23 protein-coding genes and 1 tRNA gene are annotated in these 25,720 nt (G+C 70.8%); 9 read left to right on the top strand and 15 right to left on the bottom strand.

The genetic code is table 11. The features are described 5' to 3' along the window. Positions 1–30: 30 nt before the first annotated feature. Both ACN28I_RS33775 and ACN28I_RS33770 read right to left on the bottom strand, forming a co-directional pair. Positions 31–1,491 (bottom strand): DUF6496 domain-containing protein, encoded by a 1,461-nt coding sequence (locus ACN28I_RS33775; RefSeq protein ID WP_420946023.1) that lies wholly within the window; start codon positions 1,489–1,491, stop codon positions 31–33. After that, complete coding sequence (locus tag ACN28I_RS33770) at positions 1,472–1,849, bottom strand: response regulator (protein WP_420948766.1); 378 nt, start codon at positions 1,847–1,849, stop codon at positions 1,472–1,474. Before ACN28I_RS33770 ends, ACN28I_RS33775 begins: the two co-directional genes overlap by 20 nt. Positions 1,850–2,155: 306 nt before the next feature. Between ACN28I_RS33770 and ACN28I_RS33765 the strand changes: the two genes are divergently transcribed. From ACN28I_RS33765 to ACN28I_RS33750, 4 genes are all read left to right on the top strand, one after another. Next, complete coding sequence (locus ACN28I_RS33765) at positions 2,156–2,605, top strand: Fur family transcriptional regulator (protein WP_420948765.1); 450 nt, start codon at positions 2,156–2,158, stop codon at positions 2,603–2,605. Between the two features lie 156 nt (positions 2,606–2,761). Continuing rightward, complete coding sequence (locus tag ACN28I_RS33760) at positions 2,762–3,250, top strand: hypothetical protein (protein WP_420946022.1); 489 nt, start codon at positions 2,762–2,764, stop codon at positions 3,248–3,250. Positions 3,251–3,541: 291 nt separating this feature from the next. Further along, entirely contained in the window at positions 3,542–4,999 is a 1,458-nt protein-coding gene (locus ACN28I_RS33755) for a hypothetical protein (RefSeq protein ID WP_420946021.1), read from the top strand. 190 nt (positions 5,000–5,189) lie between these two features. After that, positions 5,190–6,104, top strand: coding sequence for a metallophosphoesterase (locus ACN28I_RS33750; protein WP_420946020.1), 915 nt, complete (start codon positions 5,190–5,192; stop codon positions 6,102–6,104). 3 nt (positions 6,105–6,107) lie between these two features. On the opposite strand, the gene ACN28I_RS33745 is transcribed toward ACN28I_RS33750, so the two are convergent. Then, on the bottom strand, positions 6,108–8,027 hold the full coding sequence (locus ACN28I_RS33745; RefSeq protein WP_420946019.1) for a PAS domain-containing sensor histidine kinase: 1,920 nt from the start codon (positions 8,025–8,027) through the stop codon (positions 6,108–6,110). Positions 8,028–8,156: 129 nt separating this feature from the next. On the opposite strand from ACN28I_RS33745, the gene ACN28I_RS33740 reads away from it, so the two are divergent. Continuing rightward, entirely contained in the window at positions 8,157–8,822 is a 666-nt protein-coding gene (locus tag ACN28I_RS33740; RefSeq protein WP_420946018.1) for a hypothetical protein, read from the top strand. Positions 8,823–8,833: 11 nt separating this feature from the next. Further along, entirely contained in the window at positions 8,834–9,289 is a 456-nt protein-coding gene (locus ACN28I_RS33735; protein WP_420946017.1) for an Imm26 family immunity protein, read from the top strand. 251 nt (positions 9,290–9,540) lie between these two features. Here the strand turns inward: ACN28I_RS33735 and ACN28I_RS33730 are convergent, their stop codons facing one another. From ACN28I_RS33730 to ACN28I_RS33710, 5 genes are all read right to left on the bottom strand, one after another. Next, a complete protein-coding gene (locus ACN28I_RS33730; protein WP_420946016.1) occupies positions 9,541–9,876 on the bottom strand; it encodes a DUF7668 domain-containing protein in 336 nt (111 codons plus the stop codon). 11 nt (positions 9,877–9,887) lie between these two features. Continuing rightward, positions 9,888–11,192, bottom strand: coding sequence for a hypothetical protein (locus ACN28I_RS33725; protein WP_420946015.1), 1,305 nt, complete (start codon positions 11,190–11,192; stop codon positions 9,888–9,890). A gap of 283 nt (positions 11,193–11,475) precedes the next feature. Beyond that, positions 11,476–11,578, bottom strand: a tRNA-OTHER gene (locus ACN28I_RS33720). A gap of 111 nt (positions 11,579–11,689) precedes the next feature. Then, complete coding sequence (locus tag ACN28I_RS33715; RefSeq protein WP_420946014.1) at positions 11,690–14,614, bottom strand: TonB family protein; 2,925 nt, start codon at positions 14,612–14,614, stop codon at positions 11,690–11,692. Between the two features lie 99 nt (positions 14,615–14,713). After that, entirely contained in the window at positions 14,714–15,091 is a 378-nt protein-coding gene (locus ACN28I_RS33710; protein WP_047860989.1) for a helix-turn-helix domain-containing protein, read from the bottom strand. 467 nt (positions 15,092–15,558) lie between these two features. Here ACN28I_RS33710 and ACN28I_RS33705 point away from each other — a divergent pair, with 467 nt between their 5' ends. Further along, positions 15,559–15,930, top strand: a complete 372-nt coding sequence (locus tag ACN28I_RS33705) for a response regulator (RefSeq protein WP_420946013.1) — start codon at positions 15,559–15,561, stop codon at positions 15,928–15,930. Here ACN28I_RS33705 and ACN28I_RS33700 read toward each other — a convergent pair. The 6 genes from ACN28I_RS33700 to ACN28I_RS33675 all read right to left on the bottom strand — a co-directional run bounded on the left by ACN28I_RS33700 (position 15,927) and on the right by ACN28I_RS33675 (position 23,088). Further along, entirely contained in the window at positions 15,927–16,166 is a 240-nt protein-coding gene (locus ACN28I_RS33700) for a hypothetical protein (RefSeq protein WP_420946012.1), read from the bottom strand. The genes ACN28I_RS33705 and ACN28I_RS33700 overlap by 4 nt on opposite strands. A 120-nt stretch (positions 16,167–16,286) precedes the next feature. After that, positions 16,287–19,016 carry a bpX6 domain-containing protein gene (locus ACN28I_RS33695; protein ID WP_420946011.1) on the bottom strand — a complete coding sequence of 910 codons (2,730 nt, stop codon included), beginning with the start codon at positions 19,014–19,016 and terminating at the stop codon, positions 16,287–16,289. Then, on the bottom strand, positions 19,013–20,839 hold the full coding sequence (locus tag ACN28I_RS33690) for a hypothetical protein (RefSeq protein ID WP_420946010.1): 1,827 nt from the start codon (positions 20,837–20,839) through the stop codon (positions 19,013–19,015). The genes ACN28I_RS33695 and ACN28I_RS33690 overlap by 4 nt, the downstream gene beginning before the upstream one ends. Continuing rightward, the gene (locus tag ACN28I_RS33685; RefSeq protein ID WP_420946009.1) at positions 20,836–21,288 is read right to left on the bottom strand and encodes a hypothetical protein; all 453 of its coding nucleotides are present in this window, start codon (positions 21,286–21,288) and stop codon (positions 20,836–20,838) included. Before ACN28I_RS33685 ends, ACN28I_RS33690 begins: the two co-directional genes overlap by 4 nt. A 39-nt stretch (positions 21,289–21,327) precedes the next feature. Continuing rightward, a complete protein-coding gene (locus ACN28I_RS33680; protein ID WP_420946008.1) occupies positions 21,328–22,230 on the bottom strand; it encodes a type VI immunity family protein in 903 nt (300 codons plus the stop codon). Positions 22,231–22,245: 15 nt separating this feature from the next. Further along, complete coding sequence (locus ACN28I_RS33675; RefSeq protein WP_420946007.1) at positions 22,246–23,088, bottom strand: hypothetical protein; 843 nt, start codon at positions 23,086–23,088, stop codon at positions 22,246–22,248. A 49-nt stretch (positions 23,089–23,137) separates the two neighbouring features. Between ACN28I_RS33675 and ACN28I_RS33670 the strand changes: the two genes are divergently transcribed. Together ACN28I_RS33670 and ACN28I_RS33665 are read left to right on the top strand one after the other, a co-directional pair. After that, positions 23,138–23,692 carry a hypothetical protein gene (locus ACN28I_RS33670; RefSeq protein ID WP_420946006.1) on the top strand — a complete coding sequence of 185 codons (555 nt, stop codon included), beginning with the start codon at positions 23,138–23,140 and terminating at the stop codon, positions 23,690–23,692. Further along, the gene (locus ACN28I_RS33665; protein WP_420946005.1) at positions 23,673–24,497 is read left to right on the top strand and encodes a hypothetical protein; all 825 of its coding nucleotides are present in this window, start codon (positions 23,673–23,675) and stop codon (positions 24,495–24,497) included. The genes ACN28I_RS33670 and ACN28I_RS33665 overlap by 20 nt, the downstream gene beginning before the upstream one ends. A gap of 18 nt (positions 24,498–24,515) precedes the next feature. Here the strand turns inward: ACN28I_RS33665 and ACN28I_RS33660 are convergent, their stop codons facing one another. Next, a complete protein-coding gene (locus ACN28I_RS33660) occupies positions 24,516–25,676 on the bottom strand; it encodes an AAA family ATPase (protein WP_420946004.1) in 1,161 nt (386 codons plus the stop codon). Positions 25,677–25,720 lie beyond the last annotated feature (44 nt).

Genomic DNA, 25,720 nt, shown 5'->3' with positions numbered 1-25,720 from the left:
AGCGGCCCGCGGCCCTCGCCGCGGAAGCGGCTACTTCTTCGTGCGCGAGGAGGAACGGCCCTTGCGCGAAGCCGTCTTCGAGGCCGTCTTCTTCGCGGCCGTCTTCGCACGGCCGGTGCGGCCCGCGGCGGCGGTGCGGCCCCCCGTCTTGGCGCCACGGGCGGTGGTGCGCTTGCGCGTGGCGGTGCTCTTGCGCGCGGTGGTGCTCTTGCGCGCGGTGGTGCGCTTGCTCGCGGTCTTGTTCCCGCTCAGCTCCCCCTCCTCCTGTCCGAGGCGGTACGCGCTCCGGGCGCTCTGGCGCGTCTTGCGCCTGGCCTGGCCGGGGGCGGGGGGCTTCAGGTCCACACCGGCCCGGCGCGCCTTGGAGAGGCCGATGGCGATGGCCTGCTGGCGGGACTCGGTCCCGTGCTTGCCCTCCTTCATGTGGTGCATTTCCTCGCGCACGAACTCACTGGCCTGCGTCGTGGGCTTCTTGCCCGTGCGCTTCGCTTGACGCGCGCGCTGGAGGGTCTGTTTCTCCGGCATCCCATGTCCTTTCGTGGAGGTAGCAAGCTGCAAAGTGGGGATGGGGCGCGGGGTTGACAAGAGGCTCATTGGCGCCGCCGCTCGAGCTTCCCGCGCGAGATCCTCCTCCAGGTGGCGGAGCATGGCCTCGGCGTCGAAGGACTCGTCGCCCTCGCGCCACACCAGCAACGGGTCCACGCTGCCCAGCCGATGGGCGAGGGCACGCAACCGCGCCAGGGCCCGCTCCATGGTGGCCACGGTGGGCTCGTTCTCGGGGCTGCGTTGACGCAGCACGGCGATGCACAGCTCCAGCGTCTGCAAGGGGGTGTTGGTGGCGTCGCGGACCGCGATGAAGAGCCGGGCCAGCCGCTCCAGGGCCTCGGCCTCCGCGCGCGCCTCGCGCAGCTTCACCTCGATGGCGTGGCTGCGCACCCGGTAGGCCAGCATGGCCAGCGCCACACCGCCATAGATGAGGGTGACCCAGGGCTCCCAGGGGGAGCGCACCCCCGGATGGGCCCCGAGCCCCAGCGTGAACCAGAGCACCACCGCCTCCAGCGCGAAGGCGGCGATCAACCCCCCACCCAGCCACAGGCCCGTGGGGGCGAGCACCCCGATGGACAGCATCACCAGCCGGTGGCCCGTCATGGGCACCCAGATGAGCCCCGCGCCGGTCATGGCGTACTCGGCCACGGCGAAGATGGGCAGGAAGGGCAGCACCCCGCCCGCGAAGCAGGCGTTGATCATCTTCGAGGTGAGGCCGCGCCGGCGCGCGAGCAGCACCCCCAACCCCCCCAGCACCCAGAGCACGTGCAGCACGCGCAGGGCCGGCAGCAGGGGCCGGTGGAACACCTGGTAGTCGATGACGGCGTAGGCCACCTCCGTCAGGACGACCAGGAGGTTGCCGAAGAAGGCGCCACGCCAGCCGCGGCCCAGCAGCTCCTCCTCCACCACCCCGAGCGTCAGCGGCCTAGGCCGTTCCGGTCCCATGGGAAGCGTCCCTCACCAACGCCAGGAGGACCTTCGACTCGATGGGCTTGGAGAGCACCTGAACGTGGGTCAGCTCCATGGCCTCGCGCACCAACGGATGGGAGCGGGCGTGGCCCGTGAGGAAGACGGTCCGCCCGGAAAACCCATTCTCCTTCAACCAGCGGTACGCATCCAGCCCGCTGGGCACTCCCGCCCCGAGGTTGATGTCCAACAGGGCCAGCCCGCACCCGAGCGCCTCGACGCGCTGGCGCTGCAGCTCCGCCACGGAACCGGCGCCCACACACGCCTCCGCGCCCGACAGCGACAGCAGCTCGCAGAGGATGGCTCTCAAGTCCGCATCGTCCTCGAGTACGAGCACCCGTAGCACGTCCCGCCCTCCAGGCTGGCCAGTCCCTGGAGCGTCCGACGCCCCAGGCCCTTCCCGCAAGCCGGACGCTAGGCCATGCGGCACTTTTAGGACAGGTCCCCTGAGACTCCCGGTCCAATGCAACCGTTCTGCATGTACAATCAGGTTTCAGGGAGGGCCTCCGCGGGGCGCCAGCGACCGGCCATCCGTGCCCTCACCCGCCGGAAGCACCGGGCCGCCTCCAAAAATGCACGGAGTCCCACCGGATGGGTAGCAAGTGAGATGCAACTTTCCAGGAGTTGAGTTATGCGGAAGGAGATGGCTGCCAGGAAGAACGCACCCCAGCCCAAGCTCACCGAGTACCAGGACCGCTTGCGCGCCGCGGGGTTGCGCAGCACGTCACCCCGGGTGGCCGTGTTGCGCGAATTGGAGTCCGCCACCTCTCCCCTGAGCCACGCCGACCTGGTGGAGGCGCTGGGGGAAGAGGGCTACGACCGCGTCACCATCTACCGCAACCTCACCGACCTCACCGAGGCCGGACTGGTGGTGCGGGCGGACCTCGGAGACCACGTCTGGCGCTTCGAGCTCAAGCGCGAGGAGAAGTCCCACCAGGGGACCCACCCGCACTTCACGTGCACCGACTGCGGCTCCGTCGCCTGCCTGCCCTCGGAGTCCGTCCGGCTCACGTCGACCAAGGGAGCGCCCAGGTCGGTGGCCGCTCGCTCGGTGGACATCCAGCTTCGCGGCATCTGTGACCGCTGCGGCTAGGGCCACCCGCCCCGCCTCGCCAGCCACCGCCTCCTCGCCCGCCTGCCCTCCGGACGGCATCTCGCGTCCGGAATAGCGCCCGGTTGGCGCGAGCCCCTCGGGACCCCACCGTTTCGCGGCAGGTATCCCACAGGTACACGACACGGAGGGGTCATCATGAAGAAGCTTCTCGCCGCAATGGTCCTCACGCTGAGCACGGCTGCCCTGGCGCAGGCGGACACCACCCAGCAGAACACCCAGGCGCAGGAGGAGCAGAAGCGCAACGATCCGGCCCGCGTCAAGACGGGCATGGACGCCACCGAGGTCGCTCCGGCCATCAAGGACAAGGTGGACGACGCGCGCGCCGCGGTGGGTCTCGACACGGCGAAGGACGGTACCTTCAAGACGGACAAGGCCTTCTCCATCGATGGAACCCTCAAGGGCGAGGCGATGGGCGGCATCACCCTCGCGCGCCAGGGCCTGCCCGACGCGGACCTGGACGTGCGTGACCAGACGAAGGTGATGCTGGATGGCAAGAAGGTGGAGCTGAAGGCCATCCCCGAGGGCGCCCAGGTGCGCGCCAAGTTCCAGCTCGAGGGCGAGCAGCCCGTCGCGGTGGAGATCAACGCCAAGAGCCCCAAGGGCACCAAGAAGACCACCAAGTAGAGGCACGCTGGATACCCAGTCTGGGCCCCGGTGGTAACACCCGGGCATCCACCCTGAACACAGCCGGGCCCGTTTCCCTCTCCGGGAAACGGGCCCGGTGCTTTTCGGCCCCTCCCCGTCCCGTCTCCAGCACCGCGGGGGAGCACGCGGTGCAATCCGCTTCCCTCCGTGGCACCGCCCGCGGCCCACGTGTTCCCCTCCGCCGCCCCACCCTCGCGGGTACGGCGCTTGCTCTACACGGAGTGTTTCGAGACTCGTCTGGAGACGAGGCCCGGGGAGGCGGGAAAGGTCATGCGCAGACTGTTGGGAGCGTGGGCAGTGGGAGCGATGGTGGCGTGGGGCTGCGGCAGCACGACGGAGGAGCCGCGCAGCCCTGGAGTGGACGAGAACCCGGCGCGCACCGAGGAGCCGCCTCCGCCGGTCTCGGGGCCGCCTCCGGTCACTCCACCTCCTCCGGTGACCGAGCCCCCCGTGGACCCGGACCCGGGCCCCGTCACCCCGACGGACCCGGGCCCCACCGACCCGTTCCCCACGGAGCCCGAGCTGACGGCGGGCCCCTGGCCGGACGAGCCCGTGGTGAACTACTCGAGCCGCTACCGGCTCGGTGACGTGCGGGCGGTGGCGGTGGACGAGGCGTACAACATCTGGCTGCTCAACGGGGACCGCATCGGCGTGCTGCGGGCCGGGGACACCTCGCCGCGGTGGACGAGCGGCGTGGGCCAGGCGGCGCCGGGCTTCGGGCCCGACAAGCTGGCCATGGGCTCCACCGTCATCTGCGGCGGCAGCGCGGGCCGCGCCTACGTGGGCTACTACACCTACGAGCTGGACAGCGCCTTCATCTACAGCCCGGATGGGCGCAACTTCCCCCGCTACGACGACCCGGACCCGACGCGCTTCGATCCGGTGCGCTACCAGGAGTACCAGAAGGGTGACCTGGACGTGGTGCGGCTGCAGCCGGATGGCAGCGTGGCGCTGGAGACGCACCTGAGCCGCTCGGCGCGCAGCAACGGGCCGCAGGACATCGGCATCCGCAACACCAACGACCACCACTTCGACGAGGATCGCTCGGTGCTGAGCTGCACGAAGGTGATGCGCGGCAAGCACCGCGGTCAGGTGTACATCGGCACCAACCACGGCGTGACGCGCATCCAGGGCACCGTCTACAACAGCCACCGTCACCCGGTGTGGTTCAAGCCCAAGCCGGAGGGCGGCGTGTCGCAGATGGCCGGCTACACGTACGCGCTGGGCATCGCGCCCAACGGGGACGTGCTCATCGGCAACGACTGGAGCATCGGCGTGGTGACGCCCTCGGAGAACCTGGCGGATTGGGACAGCACCAGCCAGGCGCTCAACCCGGAGAAGCTCAACTCCTACCTCCCCGAGCTCAACGCCGAGCCGGAGAAGGACTACTGGCGCGGCATCCAGCAGACCCCCGACGGGCGCTACTTCCTGGCGAGCAAGGACTACGGGCTGTGGGAGATGACCATCGCGCGCCGCTCCGAGGCCCATGGCACCAAGGTGGCGGGACTGCCCACCGACCGGCTGACCTCGCTGGCGGCCACGGATGACGGCTCGCTCTTCATCGGCACCGAGGGCTTCGGGCTCTGGCGGCTGGAGGGGCAGCGGCTGACGCACGTGAAGGGCGTGGACGGCGTGGTGGTGCGCCAGCTCATGTACGACCCCACGGTGAAGCCGGCGATGCTCTACGTGCTCACCAACGAGGGCCTCACGGTCATCCGAGGCCACTGAGGCTTCCTCCGACACCGGGCCGCCGGGCATGGTTCCGGCGGCCCGGAATTTTTGGAGTCTCCTTCGGCCTTTACCTTCCGCCCGCTGACACCGGCTGGAGACCGGGCAGGCGAATCCGAGGCCCGGCCTCGTCGTCCGTGGCCGGTGTCCTCTACAATTCGAGCCGTCCCCCGCCGACGGAAGGAAACTCATGGCCTTGAGACTCGCCCGCCGCCGTTCCGCCCCCCAGACCGCCGAGGCCCTCTCCGCCCCCGCTCCCGGGTCGCACCGGAACCACATGAAGCGGAACGAGCTGAAGGCCATCGGGCCGGACCCGTTGCGGCCGGAGGCGCGGCTGCGCTGGAGGGATCACTTCACGCTGTCGGAGAACGTGCTGCACGTGCCGGGCATGCACCGGGAGCACGACGGGCTGCGCATTGCGCACCTGTCGGACATCCACGTGGGCCAGGCGACGTCCGCGGTGCGCATCCGCCGGGCGGTGGCCGAGGTGAACGCGCGCAACCCGGACCTGGTCTTCCTCACGGGCGACTACGTCACGCACAGCCCCAAGCCGCTGCCGCGCGTCATCGAGCTGCTGTCCGGCTTCTCCAGCCCCGTCTTCGTGGTGCTCGGCAACCATGACCACTGGGTGGACGCGCACTACCTGCGCTCGGGCTTCGAGCGCCTGGGCTACACGGTGCTGCAGAACGAGCACCGGGTGATGCACCTGCGCGGGGCGCCGGTGACGGTGCTGGGCATCGACGATGGGCGCACGCACCGCGACGACGTGGAGACGACGTTCCGCGGCGCGCCCGAGGCGGGCACGCGCCTGGTGCTCACGCACGCGCCGCCCACCATCGACAAGCTGCCGCCCAACGGCAACCTGGTGCAGTTCTCCGGGCACACGCACGGCGGCCAGTTCGTGGTGCGCGGCCTCACCGAGGCCATCTTCCGCCGCGCCGGCCAGCCCTACATCCAGGGCCACTACCACGTGCGCGGCAACCAGCTCTACGTGAACATGGGCCTGGGCTTCGGCTTCGGCGGGCCCTACCTGCGCCGGGGCACCTACCCCGAGGTGGCCTTCTTCACCCTGCGCCACACCGAGACGGCCGGCGCCCACCTCTGAGTCTCAGCCGGTGTGCGCCTCCTCCGGGAGCGCGCCGCCCCGGGCCGCCACCCGCGCGTCCCGGGGCAGGAGCACCGTGAACGTCGTTCCCTCGTTCTCCGTGGAGCGCACCGTCACCCGGCCCCCGTGGGCCTCGACGAGCTCGCGCACGATGAACAGCCCCAGCCCCAGTCCGCTGCCCCGCCCGCTCCGCCCGGCCCCCACCTGACGGAAGGGGTCGAACAGCGTGGCCAGCTGATGGCTCGGAATGGGCTCGCCGGTGTTGGAGATCTCCAGCACCTGCCGCTCGGCCTCGTCCCGGCAGTGCACGATGACGGGTCCCTCGCGCTCACCGTGCTCCAGCGCGTTGCCCACCAGATTGCTCACCACCTGGGCCAGCCGCTCCGGGTCCCAGATGCCCTCGCCCCCGCCCTCGGCCCGCACGAGAATCTCGCGCCCCGGGTGCGCCACCGTCAGCTCCTCCACCACCTGCCGGCACACCGCGGGCAGGCTCGTGGGGGACAGGTGCAAGGGAATGCCTCCCGACAGCCGCGCCCGCGTCAGGTCCAGGATGTCGGAGATCATGTTCCCCATGCGCGCCGCGCTCGTTTCAATCCGCTGGGCGAGCTGCTGCTGCATCGGCGCCATCGCGCCGCGCCGCCGCAACTGCCGCGCCGACAGCATGATGGCGTTGAGCGGGTTGCGCAGGTCATGCCCCAGGATGCCGATGAAGCGCTCGCGGAACTGCGCCTCCTCCTGCATCCGCTCCACCGCGCGCTTGCGCTCGGTGATGTCCATCAGCGAGCCGATCATCCGCAGCGTGCGCCCCTGGGCGTCCCGGGTCACCAGCCCCCGGTCCAGCACGTGCACGTACATGCCGTCCTTGCGCCGGAAGCGGTACTCGGCCAGCCACGACTCCCCGCCCGAGCCCAGCACGTGCTCCAGGCTGCGCAGCACCAGCTCCCGGTCGTCCGGGTGGAGCTGCCGCTCCCACCAGGAGATGCCGCCCATCTCCTCGGGCGTGTAGCCGAACACCGTGCGGCAGGACTCGCCCCAGTGGATGGACTCGCCGGAGGGGTTCCAGTCCCAGACGACGTCATTGGTGGCCCAGGAGACCAGCCGGTAGCGCTCCTCGGCCGCGCGCAGCGCGGCTTGCGCCCGCTCGCGCTCGGTGCAGTCCATCACCACGCCCAGCATCCGCGTGGGCCGGCCCTCCTCGCGGACCGTCTGCCCCACCACCTCGTAGCAGCGCCAGGTGCCGTCCTCCCACTGCGCGCGGAACTGGAAGGTGTAGGGGCCCTCCGCGCACAGCCCCTGCAGGAAGGCCTCGGCCACCCGTGTCCGCTCGCCGGGAAGCACCTGCTCCAGGAAGCTCTCCATGGTGTCGCCCAGGCCTCCCGGCGGATGGCCGAAGAAGGCCTCCGCGTTGGGGGACCAGACGAGGGTGAGCCGCGCCTCCGACCACTCCCACGTCACCATCCGCGCCGTCTCCAGCGCCAGCCTCAGGTGCTCCTCCCGGGCCCGCGCCGCCCGCTCCTTCTCCAGCTCCTCGCGCAGCGAGCGCCGCTCCGCGGAGACGTCGGTGATGTCGGAGAGCCACAGCGAGAACCCATCGCCGCGCTTCAGCGCCCGGGCCCGGTACCAGCGCTCCGTGCCCTCCAGGCGGCCCCGCATCTCGAAGGACAGCGGCGCCCCCGTGTCCACCAGCCCGACCAGGGCCCCGCGCTCCGGCAGGCCCTTCAGCCCATCGCCCCACGTGGACAGGGAGGGGCCCAGGCCCAGGCCCCGCACCAGCGCCTCGGCGGCCGGATTGAGGGCCGTCCACTGGAAGTCGAGCAGCACGCCGGCCGCATCCCGCACGGCCTGGAAGAGGACGCACGGATCCGGACACTCCGCATGGAGCTGCCACGCGAGCTCTGGCCCTGGAACCCAGGATGAAGCCATGACATCCCCCCCGCCTCACCTCCACCCGGAAGGGCCTGGGAGGCCCGGGAGGACGGTGCGGTGGAGCAGTATGCCATGACCCTCCCGGTGTCGGCCATGACCTGGCGCTGCCGAGGCTACGATGCTCCCATGACCGCCTTTCCGGGTACCGCCGTGACACCCGCCACCACGCCCATTCCGAGAGGCTCGCTGAACCCGCGCGGGCCGGAGCGGTGGGTTCCACGCGCCACGCCCGCCTCCCGTCAGGTGGGCCGGGCGGTGGCCCTGCTTTGCCTGGCCCTCGCGCCCATCGCCTGCAAGAAGCCCTCCCCGGAGGCCGCCCCTCCCCCCGCCCCGCGCGAGGGCTCCACGCCGCCCGGTGACGCTCCGCGCATGGGAGGCGAGGAGCTGCGCGCCAAGACGCTGTATCTCGCTCGGGAGATGGGCCTGCTCGTGCTGCGCCGGCAGGGCTCCGTGTCCCCCTTCGGCCTGACGCTCGATCCGGCTGGCGACAACCCCCGGACGTTCTTTCCCAGGGATCAGCGGCCCCAGGCCTCCTCGGACGAGCTGCTCGAAGCCACCGTGGCGCACCTCGCGCAGGGCCGCGCCTCGGCCGGCGTGGGGGCGCTCGCCGTCGTCACCACGCTCGAGACCGAGGGCGGCCAATCCGGCCTCGGCATCCAGGTCGAGACCCGCGCCTCCGCGGTGTTTCTCGTCTACCCCTACAGCCGATCCGCTCAGGACTGGAGCCTCGGCGAGCCCCAGCCCACCCAGGGGCTGCTCGTCGGGCCGCTGCTCCATACCGCGAGGCAGTGAGCTGTCTAGCGATGCCGCGAATCTACAAACCGGGCTCGTTCTTGAGAATCCCCCTTGCCGACGGCTCTTTCGGTTACGGCAGGGTGCTCAAACTGCCGCATGAGGCCTATTACGAGTACAGGACCGACACTCCAGATTCCGATCTGGATCGGATTGCCTTCAAGCCTATCCTTTTCAAGATCATGGTTCGCCATCTGGAGGAGAGGGCATGGGAGCACATCGGGTGGAGAGAGCTGGAGGAGCAGCTTTCTCAACCGATCGTCCAGTTCATGCAGGACATTGGGAACTTCCGCGACTGCACGATCTTCGACACCGTTGGCAATGAGAGAAGCGCGGAGCCCCAGGAGTGTATCGGACTTGAGCGCTCGGCTGTCTGGGAAGAGGTGGGAGTCGAGCAACGCCTGCTCGACACCTTCATGGGGCGGCCGAATGCCGCGGTGGAGCGTTTGAAGGTGCGCCTGAAATAGGCAAGCTCATAGGAGCGGACGCGGCTCAAAGCGGCGGGTTGTTCTGCGTGGAAGCGGCGGGAATCGAACCCGCCGCCTGGCACTCCCAACGCATCTCATCGCCCCAGCTCTTTCAGGAGCCTTGCCCCCTGCACCTTGAGGCATGGGCTTGCCCCGGTTTTGTGGCTCAGAGAGCCACGTAACCGGGGCACGCCCAGCTCCGCCATCGGATGACCAGGCGCGCAATTCTGGTCTGACGTTTGTTGGGCGCTCTAAAGAACGTGCAGATCGTCCACTTCAACAGTGTAGGTTTCGCCCTGTTTGATCGCCATCACCGAAAGTGTCAGGTCGCTACGGCCTTCCTCCCGGGTCCACAGAGGTACATCAAGGGTGACCGCATCCGGCTGAGACGTCTGCTCATAAATATCTACAAGCCTCTCACCGTCAGCTGGCAAGGGAACAAGAGTCCGCCCATACTGCTCGACAGCAGTTCTCAACTCCGCTTCGGTCAGGCGCCCTGCTCGGCCATCCGCTGCGATCGCCGCATACCGTCCTGCCGCCAGATCCTCTATCAGGCGCCGAACCTGAACCATCAATTTCACGTCCACAGTGCGGCCTCCTACCGATTGCCGGGGATTCTGGTGGGTGTTGATGGCGTGACGCCGATCGATTTGAAGTAGTCATCGGCGCGGCCAATGAGCGTTTGTGCTTCCTCAGGAGACAACCCTGCGCGTCGCAGGGCCTCATAGGCGATCCTGCGCTCGTCAGCATAGGTTCCTCCCCCGGCCTGACGCTGAGCCTGAGTCGCCTCATAGTGTGCAGTGCCAACGCGCGTCGATGGACCCTTCAGCTCAACGGCTGGAGCTGCACGACTGTCATATCCGGGCAGCTCTCGAACGGCGGCATCTTGAATCACATGGTGAGAGTCCTTGATGCCAGCGTTCTTGAGTTCACCGTAGGTTCCTGCTCTGAATCTTCCTACAGAGCTGCTGCTCGAACTGTCGCGAGCCGCCATGGCGACTGCGTTGGGGGCCAGGGCGATGGTGACGCCCTCGGCAGTGATGGCGACCGACTTGACCTGAGCAAGCGCTGGGGCCGTGAAGCGGATGTTCATCTGCGTCTCGGCCAGCACCGCGGCCTGCCCGGCCCCAGTCAACTTCGGCAGGGCCGCCGCCATCCCCGAAGCCGTGTTCCCCAGGGCCACCGTGCCCAGCATGACGAAGGCTCGTGCCGCCTTCTCCCCCATCGTGTTCCCAAACTTCGCTCCGGACGCGTAGATGCCCTCGAAAGTGGTGGCCTCATCCACTTCCTTCATAAGCACCAGCCACCCATCAATGAGGCGCCACACCGTGTCCCAGCCCAGGTAGGCCATGGCTCCCAGCGTCATCAGCGCGGTGATGCCCTTGCTCACCGGCTCGGGCAGTGCGAGCAAGATGGCGTACATCGTCAGGCCACCCACGACTGTGGCCACCACCGCCTGGGGGCTCACCAGATTGGCCAGTTCCTCCTTCATCGCCCCCAGTACCTTGCGGTGAGCAATCGCCATGGCCAGCGCGTACCTGGCATCCCCATCCAGGAAGGGCTTGTCCACCAGCAGGCGCAGGCAATCTCCACCCCCCCACGTGTGCTCACACCACAGCAGGTAGTAGCGCTTGAGCTCCTCGTCCTCGGGTAACAGGCGCAGGTCCCTGGTGTTCCCCGGCGCCGAGGCAATGAGGCGTTGGCTCCCGCCTTCGTACCGGTACCAGCCGCCGCGCTCGGGAATTCCGAACACCCGCCGAGCATGCTCCAGGGGCCGCTCGACTGAAGGCACAGCGGGGGCATGTTGCGCGACGGCCTTCTTGAACTCCTTTTCGCTCACCGCCACCGGCTCCACGTTGCGGCGAGGCGTGTGGACAATGGGTTCGCCCAGGCCCGTGTCCAAGCGGACGACGGCCCTCGTTGAGGCGCTGCACCCTGAGAGCAACACGAACAGCAGCACCACCCCAGAGCGCGGCATATGGAGCCTCCTGACCAGGGCTCATTACAGGGGAGCCATGATATGCCCGTCAATCACGGGAGCTCGCGGACACTTGGAGCGGAGGGATGTCAGCCCTTCGAGCGTCGCTATGCGCGTGCCCCCTCCAGGGCGCTTTGCTCCAGCGTGCGACATACGTGCAACAAGGATGGAGCCAGCTTCGAGCCCTCTGTGACTACCGAATGGACAGTGGAGGCGGCGGAAATCGAAGCCGCCGCTGGAAGCTTCCGGTGCGCCGGAACTGTCTTGGGCCGGGCCGCTCCGCCACACCTGATGCCACCTCCCACGCCTCCACCCGCCACGAGCCCAGGCCTCTTGCGCCTGGAACTGCTCGGGGAGCCACGCCCTGCCCGGCCCCGCAGGGGTGGTACGCATGGGAGCGCAAGAGGGCCGCGCGTCGGGTGCTAGTAGCGGCCCTTGAGGCCGAGGATGGGCAGCACGATGGGCACGCCGGAGGGGCGCTTCTGCAGCGGCAGGCCCTCGCCCCCGGCGTAGTCGAAGGCCACCACTTCCTGGCTGATGGTGACGTTGAGCATGTCCAGGTAGGCCTCGAGCGTGAAGGTGTCGTAGGCCCAGGCCTTGGACAGGCGCAGGTCGAAGCGGAAGAAGGGGGGCAGCCGGTCCACCTTGTCCCGGTCCACCGGAACCCAGCGCGGCTGGCCGAACTCGTCCCGGCCCTCCGTCATCGTGCGGCTGGTGAGGTTGCCGGACTCGGGGCGGCCGGTGTTGAAGTGCAGCACCCCGCCCAGCGTGACGTTGTTGGCGAACTTGTAGCTGAGCACCAGGTTGGCCACGTGCGTCTGGTCGAAGACGTAGGGGAGGTCCGCCTCGTCCTGGCCTACCGGCACGTTCTGGCCGTTGTAGCGGGTGAAGCGCACCCGGCGCGTGCTGCGCTGCAACGAGTAGGACAGCCAGCCGAACCAGTTGCCTCCCAGCGGGCGGCGGATGAGCAGCTCCAACCCGTACGACAGGCCCCGGCTGCTCACGTCCGGCAGCTCGATGCCGGGCAGGGAGGGCACCTGCTCCTGCGCCATGCCCCGCACCACACGCCGGCCACCGGGCCCGGGCGAAGGCGGCCTGGGGTCCCTCGGGTCCCCCACCCCATCGGGCACGTCCGGCGTCTGGATGGGGGGCACCTCGTCGCCGAAGGGCGTCAGCTCCACCGTGCGCAGCATCGGGTTGACGTACCCATCCAGGCTCACGTCGAAGCCCCACAGGCCCTTGTACTCCACGCCCGCCGACACCTGCAGCGCCTGCTGCAGCCCCTGATCCAGCGCCGCGATGTCGATGATGGGCAGGCTGATGAGCGTGGTGGGCGGCTGGTGGTAGAGGCCCACGCCGCCCTTGAGGGTGAGCTGGTCGCCGAACCTTCGGCGCGCGGTGAGGCGCGGCTCCACGGCGACATGGTTGATGCCGCCGGCCAGGTGGTAGTTGTCCACGCGCAGGCCGGGCACCACCGTCCACGGAGAGCCCTTCTCCTCCCACTGCAGCTCCGCCCACAGGCCGCTGAATGTGGCGATCGCCGCCGGCAGCTCCACGTCCGTCTCCTGGAGGGGGCCGCCCGTGGGCAGGCGGGTGCGCTGGTGGATGGCGACGGACGCGCGCTTGTTGTCCACGTCCAGGCCGCTGCGCAGGGAGAAGGCCTCGCCGAACTTGCGCTGGTAGCCCAGGCGCGCGGTGAGGTTGCGCTGGTCGACGTCGAGCGTGGTGCCGCCGTACGTCTGGTTGTCACTGCCGATGCCGAAGCGGTCCAGGCCCCAGGTGAAGCCCGCCTCCAGCTCGCCGCCGCCCACCGGGTGGCGGTAGCGCAGGTCCACCCGGTGGAAGAGGATGGACTGCAGCGCGGTGGTGCCCTCGACGCTCGTCGCCTGGGTGCCGAAGGTGTCCGAGGAGCCGAAGGCGAACAGGCGCAAGCGGCCCTGCCCCAGCGACTGCTCGACGCGCGCCTGGTAGTCGTAGAAGTCCAGCACCAGCTTCGAGTCGTTGGAGCCGGGCGGCTTCATGGCGTTGGCCGCGAGGGCAATCAACCACGGCGTGTACGAGACGCGGCCCGCCACCGACACGTTGGTGCCGGTGGACTGGAAGGGGTACTCGAGGAAGAGGCCCGCGTTGATGAGGTCCGCGTAGGCGCTGCCGTGGAGCCGGTCATCGCGCGGGCGCGTCAGCCTGCCCTCCACCGCGCCTCCGGTGAGCCGTCCGTACTGGGGGGACGGGTTGCCCGGGAAGAAGTCGATGGAGTCGATGAAGTCCGGGTGGATGACGGCCGGCCCGAGGAAGAGGTGGAAGAGGATGGGGACTCGGATGCCGTCGAGGAAGTAGCCGGTGGCGGCCGGCTGGCTGCCGCGCACCACCGGGTAGGAGATGCCCGAGAGCATGCTGCCCACGCCGGGCATCAGCATCATCACCCGGAAGGGGTCTCCCATGGTGCCGGGGATTTCGCGCAGCTCGGCGTCGTGCAGCGTGACGCGGGACACCTCGGTGCGCTCGCGGTCTCCGCGCACCACCGTCTCGTAGGGGTTCACCACCAGCGGCTCCAGGCCGTACACCACCTCGAGCGCCTCGCCCTGGCGCACCTCCTCGCGGAAGACGCCGGGCTTGTGGCCGGGGGCGTTGACGCGCACCGTCTGGGTGCCCGGGGGCAGCCGCGCCTCGAAGCGGCCGTCCGGCCCCGTCTCCACGGGCACGTCCCCCGCCGCGTCCGACACCAGCACCGCGCCCGCCAGCGGCTTGCGGTTGCCCTTGGCGCGAATCAACCCGCGCAGCGTGACGGGCGGCAGGGGCTTTTCGGCCCCGGCCACCGCCTGGGGGGCCTCGAAGCGGTATTCGAAGTGGAGGCGGACCGGCACCGGCGCGCCGTCCACCTTCGCGGGGGAGAAACGCAGGCCGGGCGCGGCGTGCAGGGCGGCCTCGTCCAGCAGCGGGTGCAGGCCCTGGAGGAGCCGCACCTCGGCCACCGCGCCCTCCTCGTCCACCAGCAGCTCCAGCCGCACGGTGCCCGCCACCGGTTGGGCGGCGAGGGCCTCGGGGTAGCGCGCGGGCGCGTCCGCCACCAGCGCGGGGGCCTCGAAGCCCGGCGGCGTGCCCCCATCCCCCTCCGCGCCCTGGAGGGCGTAGCCGCCGTCGGCGCGCTGCAGGTCCACCTCGGTGGGCACCAGCACCACGCCCGCGTCGGGGCTGGCCCGGGGCGCATCCGGGAGGTTCCGCAGGCTGGGCGTCGTGGTGGGCGGCTGCGCCCGGGCCGCGGCGAGGGGAAGCAGCGCCGCCAGCAGCAGCGCCAGGGCCGCACGGGGACTCCACGCCACGTTCAGACGCCGCTGCTCGTTCGCCATGTGCACCCGCCCGTGCAGGGGAAGGAGCCCATGACGCCAGCCTCTCCAGGAGGAAGACAAGCCCTGACGGCCACGAAGGGGCTCGCCTGCCCGCCAGGGTTAACGTTTCTGCAGGGCCGCGGCAACGAGGCCGATCAGCTTGAGCTGGGAGGCGTCCAGCTTGCGCAGCGTGCGCATGAGGCGGCGCAGCTCGGGCACCTCCTCGTACTCGGGCGGAGAGGACTCGGCCACCCAGGTGGCCACCTCGCCGGTGTTGAGGCCCAGGAAGGTGTCCGAGGGCGTCCGCAGCGCGATGCACAACCGCCGCAACGAGGGCACGCTGGGCAACATCCGCCCGCGCTCCAACCGCCCGTACACCTCCGTCGCCAGCCCCACCCGCTCCGCCACATCGGCCTGCGTCAGCCCCGAGCGCACCCGCGCCTCGCGGGCGATCTCGCCCACGTTTGCTGCCAGCTTGCCGGTCGACGGTTGTCCCATGGTGGTTCTCTGACTCTCGCGGAGGCGACCCATCAGGCCGTCTGCTTAGAGCCGGAGAGGCAGCCCGCGACAGGACAGGATGGGTAGTCGCGAAAACCTGGGACCCTAATAGTGCTCGCTGGACCGAGAGAAAGGCACCGCGCGCTTCATGGGTCTCCCGGCGGGTGGTTCCAGAGGTGAACCGAACGCGACAGGTCGTCCCTCGCGCTGGAGTCGAAAGGTGACGAGATGACCATTCACATCCTGTTCCGGACATGGGACCTGGTTCTCGTCACATTCGAATACCCGGGATGTCCCACGTCGAACGATTGGGGCCCAACCCACCACGCCGGGCGGTTTTTCGGGCCCCGGGGGCCCGCCATCGGTCCAGGAGCCAACCCTTGGCGCGGCACGGTGCAAGCGTCTTTCCGGCCTCTGTGGTGGGCTCATGCTAAGGCCCGCGCTCGAGAAGGAAGGCCAGGAGGACAATGAGCGAAGTGCGGAACCGCGTCCTCGTCGTGGAGGACCATGCGGACAGCCGGGAGTTGCTCGCCGAGTTCCTCGAAGCGCTCGGCTACGAGGTGGACGTCGCGGGCCACGGGCTGGAAGCGCTCGAGCGGCTGCGGGGTGCGCCACTGCCCGCGGTGATGGTGCTGGATTTGATGATGCCGGTGATGAGCGGCTGGGAGCTGATGCGCCACGTGCGCGAGGATCCGGCGCTGCGCTCGCTCCCGGTGGTGGTGGTGTCCGGCGCGGGGGATGCGCACCCGCTGCCCGAGGGCATCCTCGGTGCCGTGCCCAAGCCGGTGGACCTGAACGCGCTCCGGGCCTTCCTGAAGGAGGCGACGCGGCGTTCCTAGCCGGGAGCGCCGGCCAGGTCGAGCATCTCCACCTGCTGCCGCTCCCGGTCCAGCCGGTAGCTGACCTGGAAGCCGGAGGACAGGCGCAGCACGCCCACCTCCAGCCCGTTGCGGGGTGGCGGCCGGGTGGCCGTGAGGCGCTGGGACAGCTCGCGCATGACGCGCCCCCTCACCGCCGAGGGACAGCCCGACAGAAGGCGCGCCACCTGCTGCGACAGCGTGAACTGGAGGGCCATGGCCTCAAAGTGGCCCCAGGACTCTCGGTCCGCAAGAAACGGCCCCCGGAGAAGTGCCCCGTGGACAGGGAATCTGTCACCTGGTCGGCACGAGGGTGGGAGGAGCGGCGTGCTCCCCCCTCAGCGCAGCACCACCCGCCGCACCTCGCCCCGCGTCGGGTCCACCCGGACCAGCCGGCCCGCCGCGTCGAAGAGGAGCACGTCCCCGCTCAGGAAGCGCACGGAGATCGGAAGCGTCCCCTGGAAGAAGAACTGCGCGCGCAACGTGCCCAGCTTGCGGTCGAGCAGCCGCACCTCCCTTCCCGACGGCGTGTCCTTCAGAGCCGCGAACCAGGCCCCGCCGAGCACCAGCCCGCGCAGCTCCGTATCGGGCATCCTCGGCAGCAGCTCCGAGCGCACCTGCGGGCCGAACCAGCGCATTCCATCCTGAGCGAGCAGCACCAGCTCCCCGTCCATCCGCAACGAGAGCTGCCTCAACTTCTCCACCTTCCCGCCGGGCAGTATCTGGCGCGAGCGCAACGTGGGGTCCGGCAACGCGTAGGTCCACCGCTCGATCTCCGCCTCCGCGTTGAGGGTGGCGAAGCTCAGCTCGGTGGGCCCCACCGCCACCGCCAGCACCTGCCCGCCCACCTGAGGCACCCGCCACAGCGCCCGCGGCTCCGCGGCGAGCGCATCCACCGCCATCACCGTGTCCTCCACCGCGAGGAACCACAGGTTGCCGTCGTACACCTCGGCGAAGGCGTCCACGCGCGTGTCGCACCAGGGCTCGGCCCGGCGCCAGGTCAGGTCCAATCGCGACAGGCGCTTCACCATCCCGCGCGGCGCGAGCGCCAACGCCCGGTCCTCGTGCATCGAGAGCACCAGCGAGAAGGCGGGCACGTCGAAGTGCGCCACGCACCGCCCGTCCCCCGTCACGAGCCGGGCCCCCGCCTCACCGAGCGCCACCAGCATCCGCCCTCCGGACAGGGGCACCGCGTCGTGAATCCTCCAGGGCCCGCCCTCCCCCGCATGGAGGATATGGACGGACGGGGAGACCTCTGGCTCGGGTAGCTGCGGCACGGGGGGCAGGTCCGCCCTCAGCACCGTGTCTCCCGTGAGCTGCACTAGGCGCTCCAGCTCGCGGGACGTCACGGACAGGTGGCCGGCCGCCCTGTCCCTCAGCACCGCGCGCACCGCGGGACGGAGGAGCGCGAGGCCCGGCTCCATTCCCTTCTTCTCGCGCTCCACCTCACGCGCCAGCGCCTCGGTGAAGGCCTGGCGCGCCGGAGCGCCCTCGGCGTCGTCCGCATCGAGCAGCGCGAGTGCCCGCGTCCGGACCGTGTCGAAGCGCTCGGGAAAGGCCGACAGCATTCGCGCCAGCAGCCGCGCCCCACTGACGCCGCCCCCCGCCACGCCTCGCTCGAGCCAGGCCCCGGTGAGCCGCCGCGCATCCGGCACGGGCCACACCACCTCCACCGCGCGCGCATAGTCTCCCGACTGCGCGAGCACCTCGCCCCAGAGCATCCGCAGGACCCGGGCCTCGGCCGGGTGCGAGCGCTCCAGCCGGAGCACCGCGTCCGCGAAAGCCCCCGTGCTCCGGGCGAGGTCCACCGCCCGGGCCATGTTCCTGGCCAGCACCCACTGCCGCACCACCAGCCCCGGTGCCAGCTTGCGCCCCTCGGCCAGCTCCGCCGCGAGCTGGAGCCGCCCGTGCCGCTCCAGGAAGGAGACGGCCTCCTCGTTCTCGTTCAGCAGCTCGGCGAGGACGAAGGCCGCCTCCTCGATGCGGCCCTCGCGCTCCAGCTTCCGGAAGGCCTCGCGGTAGCGCTCGCGCAGCGCCGCGTACACCTCCGCGCCGCCGCCGAAGAGGGTGGCCGATCCGCCGTGGCGCGGTTGGATGGTGAGCCGCTCCCGGGGGCCGGGCAGCCCGAGCGATATCCGCGCCTGCTCCGACGGCGCGCCCTTGTCCAGCGGGATGGCGTAGCGCAGCGCCTCCTGCAGGTTGCCCTCCTCGAAGAGGTCGAAGAGCCGCCGCACGTAATCCGCCTTGCGCTGGCCCAGCAGCGAGCCCAGCGGCGTGGAGGCGGCGAGCCACACGAGAAGCTGGGAGAGCAGTCCCGGCCCCCGGGGGGGAGGCGGTGGAGCGGGAAGTGCCTTCCCGGAGCCCCCACTCTCGCGCCACCAGTTCAGGAGCCGGTCGAGCAGCCCCGGCGTGCGCGCGGCGGTCCTCGCGTTCACGGTCCTCTCGCCGGGCCGCTGAGGCACTGCGCGCCACCAGGCCCGGAGCCTGTCGAGCAGCCCCGGAGCGCGGGGGAGCCGGGGCACGGGCCGGCCCTCCAGGCGGGCCCGCATCACCTCGGCCTCGGGGGCGGGAGGTCCTACGCCGAAACGGGCGCGCGGAGGGGCCTCGATGGGCGCGAGCGTGGCCACGGGCGGCGGAGGCGCCCCCAGGCTCTCCACGGGCACCACCTCCCAGCCGGACACGTCGAGCCACGCCGACACGTCCACCCGCCGCGAGGGCTCGAGCGGATGCACCCGCGCCGTCCCCGCGCGCACCAGCACGGCGCTCCCCGGGGTGGGGGCGAGCCGCTCGCGCTCGGAGGGCGAGAGGGGCGCGGAGAGCAGGACGCCGTCCTCCAGGGTGAAGGGCAGGCCCGGCGCCGCGGCGCACTCCATCCGGCACGGGGCCGGCAACCGCAGCAGGAAACCTCCCGCGAGCGCGTACACCCCCGCTCCCGGTGTCCACGCGGCCAGCACGCGCCGGCGCGTCTCGGCCTCGTCCGGCAGCGTAGGATCGAACCAGAGCGCCACCACCTCCACGGAGCCCCGGTGGACATGGGCGCGAGGCCTCGGCGAGTGCGCGGGGCTCATGACCGTCCTCCCGGCACGGAGCGATAGACGAGGGCCCGGTGCTGGAAGCTCCAGCCGCCGACCTCGCCCGTCTCCGTCAGCCAGGCCATCAGGGGCATGGCGGGGCTGACCATGCTGGAGACCACGCGGGACGAAGCCGTCACGAGGAACTCGGAGGCTCCATCCGCGGTCACCCGGTAGAAGGTGCGCTGGTCCTCCCCGAGCACCACCAGTCCCGGCAGCGGCGTGTCCACCGGCCAGCAGCACAACCCCACCACGCGCAGGCCCTCGGCGACGGACACCCACTCCCCCTTCTGCTCATCGTGACTGTCCCGCGTCACCCACCACTGGCCCGGCCGGTGGCGGATCGCGAGCGGTGGCCCAGGGTTCGTCAGGGACGAGTCCCTCGCATGGCCGAAGTACGCCTCCCCGGAGCCCTCGACGGGCAGCGTCTGCTTCCATCCCTTGAACGGATTGGGCGGGAGACACCCGGTCCGAGGCATCGACGTGTCCCAGTCCTCCTCCCGGTCCCGATCCACGAAGAAGAGGCCGCCACGGCGCTCGAAGAGCGCGGTCACCCCCTGGAGCAGCGGCGCGCCGGGGCGCTCTTCCGAGGCGAACTGATGGAGCGAGCGCGCGCTGTCCAGCACGAGAGGAACCTCCCGGCCCTCGTACACCTGGGACAGGGCCAGCACCGGGGGCCCGCCGGCCAGCGGAAGCTGAAGCGATTTGGGCCAGGCCGCATGGGGGATGATCAACGTGCGGCCCGAGGAATGCCCGCGCAGGGTGCCATGCACGCACAGGGAGGCCATGGCCTTGTGGAACGACACCACGAGCAGCCCGCCGGAGCGGCGCCAGCCCATGGCCACCACCCTCCCGCCGTCCGGGGGAAGGCGTTTGGGCCTGGGCACCGTGTCGCGCGGAGAGTGGGGCAGCACCTGCGCCGCGACGCCGCCGTCCTCGTACGCCATCAGCAGCCGCAGGCCGTCCGCGGAGAAGCGGATGGACCGCACGGGGCCGCTGCTCGTGTCCAGCACGGGAGCGGCGACGGCGGTGGCGAAGGGATCGCGCAGCAGCCGCACGCACTGGGGCGAGGGCGGCAACTCCAGCACCACCTGGCGCGGCGGCCGGGACGCGGGCCGCACCTCCACCGAGAGCTGCCGCGCGCCGGGCGCCACCACTTCGTCCACGGCCACATGGGACAGGCCCTCGGCCCCCGGCAACCGCGCCAGCCGCGCACCGCCCACCAGCCACACGTCCTCGGGGGCGCGCCCCAGCTCGAGCGCCTCGCGCCACGCGGCGAGCTGGGCCTGCTGGGGCGCCGCGAGACTGCCCGCCTTCAGCCACTGGCCGATGGCGGCGGCGTCGACGGTGGAGAAGGGCCGCTTCTCAGGAGGAGACTGGAGCACGCCCCAGGAGAAGGCGGCGCCCGCGGCTTCGGCGCGCCGGGCGAGCACCACCAGCAGCGCCAGGTGCGCGATGCGGGGCGAGCCGAGCTGATCCGGCCCGGCGTCCAGCAGGGCCACGGTGCGGCGTCCGCCCTGGGGCTGACGGAAGGCGGGCCGGAGGAAGGCCTGCTCACCGAAGGCGGCGCGGCGAACGAATTCGTCCGGGGCCTCCAGGGCCATCAGCCACTCGCTCATGAGCAGCCGCTCGGGCGAGCCGCGGCGGGTGAGGCCGTCGTAGCCGTGGGACTCACCGCCCTCCACCTCATTGCGCGCGCGCATCGGGCCGAGCGCCGCGGCCAACCGCGCCACGTGGGCCCCCAGGCTGAGCGCCAGGTCCTCCGGGAAGAGGGAGAGCTGCGCCGCCCAGGGACGCAGCGCCTCGGGCAGGGCGCTCATGGGCCCTCCTGTTTCGCCAGCCACGCACGCACGGTGTCGCGGGAGACGGGACGCGCGGCGCCCACGGGCACGAGGCGCGCCGGACGGGGCAGCACGGCGAGCGGCGTGCCCACCTGGGCCCGGGCAACGAGCGCGCGCTCGAGCAGCGCGGGGGCCACGTCCGGGGCGAGCGTGCACGGCAGCAGCAGCGAGGGGGCCGCCGCGTCACGCCCGAGGTAGACGACGCCCTCCACCCACGGCAGGGACTCCGTGTCGCCGAGCAGCACCAGCACACCGGGCCCGGCCACGCCGCTCCACCGGGCGAGCACCGCGTCATCGGCCTCCAGCACCCGCCGCGCGAGCGCGAGCGACACCGGCCCCACGCCCGCCACCGCGAGCGCGGTCAGCGGCGAGCTCCGAGGGCTCCAGGAGGGAGAGAAAGACGGGGCAGGGCTCGACGGGCTCACCACGAGGGCCAGCCTACCTCATGGCGCCCGGGCAGAGGACCGTCACTCCAGGAAGCGGCGGTCCCAGCGCAGCAGCGCCTCGGGGACCGGGCGGCCGAACATGGATTTTCTCTGATAGAGGCAGGGCTCGAGAATCCGGGCGAGCGCGCGGTGCGGGGCGAGCCGCTGGTCCGCCTCCACCTCCCCCACCTCCGGCCGCTCTCCCAGGGTGATGAGCACCCGCTCTCCGCTCATCTCCGCGAGGGAGAGGCCCGGGAGCGCCAGGCGCTCGCGCAGACCGGACACCCCGCCGAGCTCACCGAGCACCGGCTGCCCGAGGAAGTTCATCCAGTGCACGCCCTCGACGCGGGTGCCCACGTGCATGGTGGCCCCGCTCGAAGCGAGGTGCACACCCGGGTAGCGCGGGCGGATGAGCTCGAGGGCCTCGACCTCACGAAGAAGGGACGAGCAGAGGACGAAATCCACGTACCCCGAGGAGAAGGGAAGCTCGGCCGCCAACTCGAGGGCGAGCGCATGGACATGCTCTGGCCCCCGCTCCTCCAGGTACTCCGTGGGCAGGCGCAGATACAGGACGCACACGTCATCCTTCCGCTCGGGCCAGGGCAGGGGCACATGAGACAGCCCCCGGTAGTCCACGAGGAGCCCGCTTACGCCATCGACTTCGCCGTACAATCCCAGAAACCCACCACCGCCAAATCCTGACCCCAGGGTGTTGCGGCGGGTTCTTTCCCAGGATGCATCATCGAGTGGCTCGGCCTGACCGTCACCCGTATCGTTCCAGACGAACTGATAGGGTTTGATCCGGTCCCGGAAGAGTTCCACGGCACGAATGACAGCGGGGGCAATCCGCTCATTAGGATGCGGCAGGTAGAAGCACATGAGCAGGGCATCGCTTGCGCGCAGCCCATCGCGGTCATCGTGGTAACTCAATCTGGGGTAGCGCATGGCGAACCTCTCGTTCTACCTCATCTCCTGGACGACGCCCCTCTGTGGAGACACCAGCCTGGGTGTTACCTGGAGGGCTGTTTTATAGAGGTCGCCTTGCGACCAGTATTTCCAACGCCCATCCCTGTAGAAATCCCATTGAGTACCGTTGTTCTCCGGGCACGGGAACTTGAGATCGTACACGTGGATGACGACGCCGTTCGCGTCCAGGAGGACGATGTCCGGCTCGATGGTTCCGCGCAGACCCGACCAGCCCTGGTGCGTCACGATCTGGCTCATCATGTCCCGGGTCATGTGCTTCCACTGTCCCGTCTTCGGGTCGACGTAGAAACGGGCGTGGAGCAGGTACCCTTTGTCCGTCACCAGCTTGTCCAGCGCCTCGCGCAGGCAGGGCCAGGCCATCTCGTGCTTGAAGAGTCCCAGGTAGGCGGCCCACGTTGTGCGATCCCCCACCTTCACCTCCTGGCACTGCCTCAACGTCGGGCTCTTCCCATCGAAGTGGTAGTCGTTGACCTCCTGCTCCGCCCGGCGCACGCACCGCACGATCTCCTCTTCGACCTTCTTGAGCAGATCCGTCGCCAGTTCCACGCCCCGGCGCTCGGTGGAGCCGATGTGCACGGCCTGCGCCGCCATGGTCCCGGCCATGCCAACGGCGGTGGTCTTCACCAGGACAGAGGCCTCCCCCACGGCCCGCGCCATCTCGGACGAGCCGGTGCAGCGCTCCCACTGCCCGGGGTTCTTCTTGAGACAACACTCCGGGGTCAGGTCCCGTGGACCACACTCCCCGCCGAGCGCGGCCTCTTCCAGCTCCGACAGACACCCCGCCAGGAGCACGGCCAGGAGCACGAGCAGCCGCACGGGCCCACTTCTTGCGGTATGACGCATGAAAGCTACCCTGAAGGTCACCATGAAGAAGACCGAGGACGGCGGGACGGCGCCCGGAGACGAGCAGCCCCCCATGGTAGCTGGAGGGGCGGACAAGCGCTGGCCTCGCCGCCGACTGTTGCGGTGGGCCCTGGGGCTGTTGCCCGTGGCGGCGGGCGGTGGCTGGGCCGCGCTGGATTGGCTCGGCGAACGCGAGGCAAGTACCGGTGAGGAGCGCCCATCGCCGCGGACCACCTGGATTTGCTTCGCCGGCCACCGGGGGGCGTACCTCGAGTTGGACAACTCGCTCCAACCCCCCATCCTCAAACCCAATGCACCCGCCCGGCTGATGCGTGCCTGCCTCTACCTGGAGCACGGCTCGCTGGACGCGATGCGGCGCGACCTGATTTGGCCCGAGGTGGAGCACACGCTGGAGGCGCGCCTGCTGCTGGAGCTTCTCCGCGCGGCGCTCCCAGTCCATGGACTGGCGGCATGCCTTCTTCGAGTCCTGGGACGCCCTCGGGCGCCCGGATTTCAGCCAGAGCCCGCTGCTGCCCGAGCCGCTGGAGGACACCCATGTGCTCGCATTCATCCATGACGAGCAGCCGCCGCTCCAGGGGCTGCCGCTGCTGACCGTCATCCCGGAGCAGGAGGGCTTCCTGGAGTGGGGGCCCGGCCAGGTGCGCGCCAGCGACTCCGTGCCCTTGCTCATGGCGCTGCGCGAGCGGCTGTTGCCGCTCGGCGAGGAGACGCCAGCGCGCCAGCAACTGTTGCCCGTGGCGGAGGAGCGGCTCGGACAGCTCACCGGCTCCGCGCCCCCTACCCTCCAACTCGCCCTGCGCGCCTTCCTGGCGGAGCGTCCTCCCGAGGCCCTCTTCCAGCGCCGCGACCTGGAGTCGCTCGAGCCGCTCGTCACCCTCGCGTGGAAGCAACCCGCCAGCGAGCACTTCTTCCAGCAGATGCGCGAGTCCCTGAAGGACCTGTTGCTGCTGCCCGGCCACCACGCCTTCCTGCTGGCCAGTTGGGCCCATGGAGTATCGCTGGGCCAGGAGCTGCAGCGGCGCGCCCGGGCCAGCGCGGCCCACCTCCCCGAGGACGACCGGCGCTGGCTGGGTCGGCTGCTGTGGGAGGTGGGCGCCCGCCTGCGCGAGCAGCGCTCGCGCGTGGAGCTGGAGCGGGGGCTGCTGCTGCAGGTGTACGGCTCCGAGCTGACGGGGCACAGCCCGACGCGGATGGAGAGCATCGACCTGTGGGTGGAGCTGGGCAGGTGGGAGGAAGCACTGAAGCGCTCGGGGTTCAAGCGCTGGCCCCTGGCCTCGCTGCACGAGGAGTGCTGCGAACTCCGGGCCCGCGATGAGCACACCTGGCTCCAGGCCTTCGCGGGCAGGGCCGCACTGCCCTGAGCCAGCGGGCCGGAGCCGTCAGGCCGCTTCGGACCTGGGCGCCACGGCCAGGGCCGCGCGCAGCTCCTCGCGCACGGCACGCAGCTCCTCGGGGAGGGCCTCGGGAGCGAAGCCCGCGTCCAGCTCGCGCGCCACGCCCTCGAGCTTCAGCCGCCAGGAGGCGAGGGCCTCGTCCTCACCCTCCACGGGCCTCGCGGCGAGCACGGTGCGCCCGGCCTGGGCGATGCGCTGGGCCCGCGCCCGGGGGCCCGCGCTGGCCTCGAGGGCGGCGGCGGCCAGGGCGGGGTTCTCCGAGTGGGCGAGCAGCTCCCGCAGCACGTCGCGCGCGAGCGCCTGGGCCTCCTGGGTGGGCACGGTATAGATGAGGGGCCACAGGTCGGCCACGCCCGGGGTGGCGCGCCCGGCGAGCGCGGCGGCGGCGGCCACCAGGCGCTGGGCCTTCACCATGCGCCGGTCACTCAGGACGATACCGGCACCGCGCAGGGTGCGCAGCGCCTGGGCCAGGTGGGGACGCACCGGCCCGAGGTCCGCCTCACGCGCCGCCCCGGCGAGCAGGTCCAGGGCCTCCAGGGACGCGGTGCGTGCCTCCCCGGCCTTCCAGAGCGAGGCGCCACCGGCGAGCAGCTCCTCCAGCCGCGGGTCGGGCACGGGCCCCACGAAGGTGCGGACGAGGAAGCGGTCGGCGAAGGCGGCGAGGGACTCGTCCTCGGGCAGGGCATTGGAGGCGCCCACGCACACGCGCAGGGGGCAGCGCATGCGGGTGTGGCCGCGGCGGAAGACGCGCTCGTTGAGCAGCCCCAGCAAGGTATTGAGGATGGCGGTGGAGCCGAGGAACACCTCGTCGAGGAAGGCCACCTCGGCCTCGGGCAGCATGCCGGCCGTCTCCGTCTCCACGAGGCCCTCGCGCAGCTTGCGCAGGTCCACGGGGCCGAAGATTTCGGAGGGCTCGGTGAAGCGGCCCAGGAGGTACTCGAAGTAGCCGCCGCCGAGCGCCCGCGCGGTGCGGCGCACGGCCTCGCTCTTGGCGGTGCCGGGCGGGCCGATGACGAGCAGGTGCTCGCCGGCCACGGCGCACAGGGCCACCAGTTCCACCATGGCCTCGCGCTCCACCAGGCCCTGGCCGGCGTCGGAGAGGGCGTCGCGCACGGAGCGGGCGGCCGCGTCGAAGGAGAGGGACATGGAGCGGGACTCTATCCGGCCCGCGTCCGCGGCCGAACGCCCAC

The organism is Archangium gephyra, assembly GCF_049060025.1.
GTDB classification, from domain to species: domain Bacteria; phylum Myxococcota; class Myxococcia; order Myxococcales; family Myxococcaceae; genus Archangium; species Archangium gephyra_A.
This window is presented reverse-complemented; position numbering and strand designations above follow the sequence as displayed.

Bases quoted from the DNA above. Each gene is read 5' to 3' on its own strand.
- ACN28I_RS33765 (WP_420948765.1), top strand. From the start codon at position 2,156: ATGGCTGCCAGGAAGAACGCACCCCAGCCCAAGCTCACCGAGTACCAG.
- ACN28I_RS33760 (WP_420946022.1), top strand. From the start codon at position 2,762: ATGAAGAAGCTTCTCGCCGCAATGGTCCTCACGCTGAGCACGGCTGCC.
- ACN28I_RS33670 (WP_420946006.1), top strand. From the start codon at position 23,138: ATGAAGAAGACCGAGGACGGCGGGACGGCGCCCGGAGACGAGCAGCCC.
- ACN28I_RS33755 (WP_420946021.1), top strand. From the start codon at position 3,542: ATGCGCAGACTGTTGGGAGCGTGGGCAGTGGGAGCGATGGTGGCGTGG.
- ACN28I_RS33705 (WP_420946013.1), top strand. From the start codon at position 15,559: ATGAGCGAAGTGCGGAACCGCGTCCTCGTCGTGGAGGACCATGCGGAC.
- ACN28I_RS33690 (WP_420946010.1), bottom strand. From the start codon at position 20,839: ATGAGCGCCCTGCCCGAGGCGCTGCGTCCCTGGGCGGCGCAGCTCTCC.
- ACN28I_RS33775 (WP_420946023.1), bottom strand. From the start codon at position 1,491: ATGGGACCGGAACGGCCTAGGCCGCTGACGCTCGGGGTGGTGGAGGAG.
- ACN28I_RS33700 (WP_420946012.1), bottom strand. From the start codon at position 16,166: ATGGCCCTCCAGTTCACGCTGTCGCAGCAGGTGGCGCGCCTTCTGTCG.
- ACN28I_RS33710 (WP_047860989.1), bottom strand. From the start codon at position 15,091: ATGGGACAACCGTCGACCGGCAAGCTGGCAGCAAACGTGGGCGAGATC.
- ACN28I_RS33680 (WP_420946008.1), bottom strand. From the start codon at position 22,230: ATGCGCTACCCCAGATTGAGTTACCACGATGACCGCGATGGGCTGCGC.
- ACN28I_RS33745 (WP_420946019.1), bottom strand. From the start codon at position 8,027: ATGGCTTCATCCTGGGTTCCAGGGCCAGAGCTCGCGTGGCAGCTCCAT.
- ACN28I_RS33715 (WP_420946014.1), bottom strand. From the start codon at position 14,614: ATGGCGAACGAGCAGCGGCGTCTGAACGTGGCGTGGAGTCCCCGTGCG.
- ACN28I_RS33740 (WP_420946018.1), top strand. From the start codon at position 8,157: ATGACCGCCTTTCCGGGTACCGCCGTGACACCCGCCACCACGCCCATT.
- ACN28I_RS33735 (WP_420946017.1), top strand. From the start codon at position 8,834: ATGCCGCGAATCTACAAACCGGGCTCGTTCTTGAGAATCCCCCTTGCC.
- ACN28I_RS33695 (WP_420946011.1), bottom strand. From the start codon at position 19,016: ATGAGCCCCGCGCACTCGCCGAGGCCTCGCGCCCATGTCCACCGGGGC.
- ACN28I_RS33750 (WP_420946020.1), top strand. From the start codon at position 5,190: ATGGCCTTGAGACTCGCCCGCCGCCGTTCCGCCCCCCAGACCGCCGAG.
- ACN28I_RS33660 (WP_420946004.1), bottom strand. From the start codon at position 25,676: ATGTCCCTCTCCTTCGACGCGGCCGCCCGCTCCGTGCGCGACGCCCTC.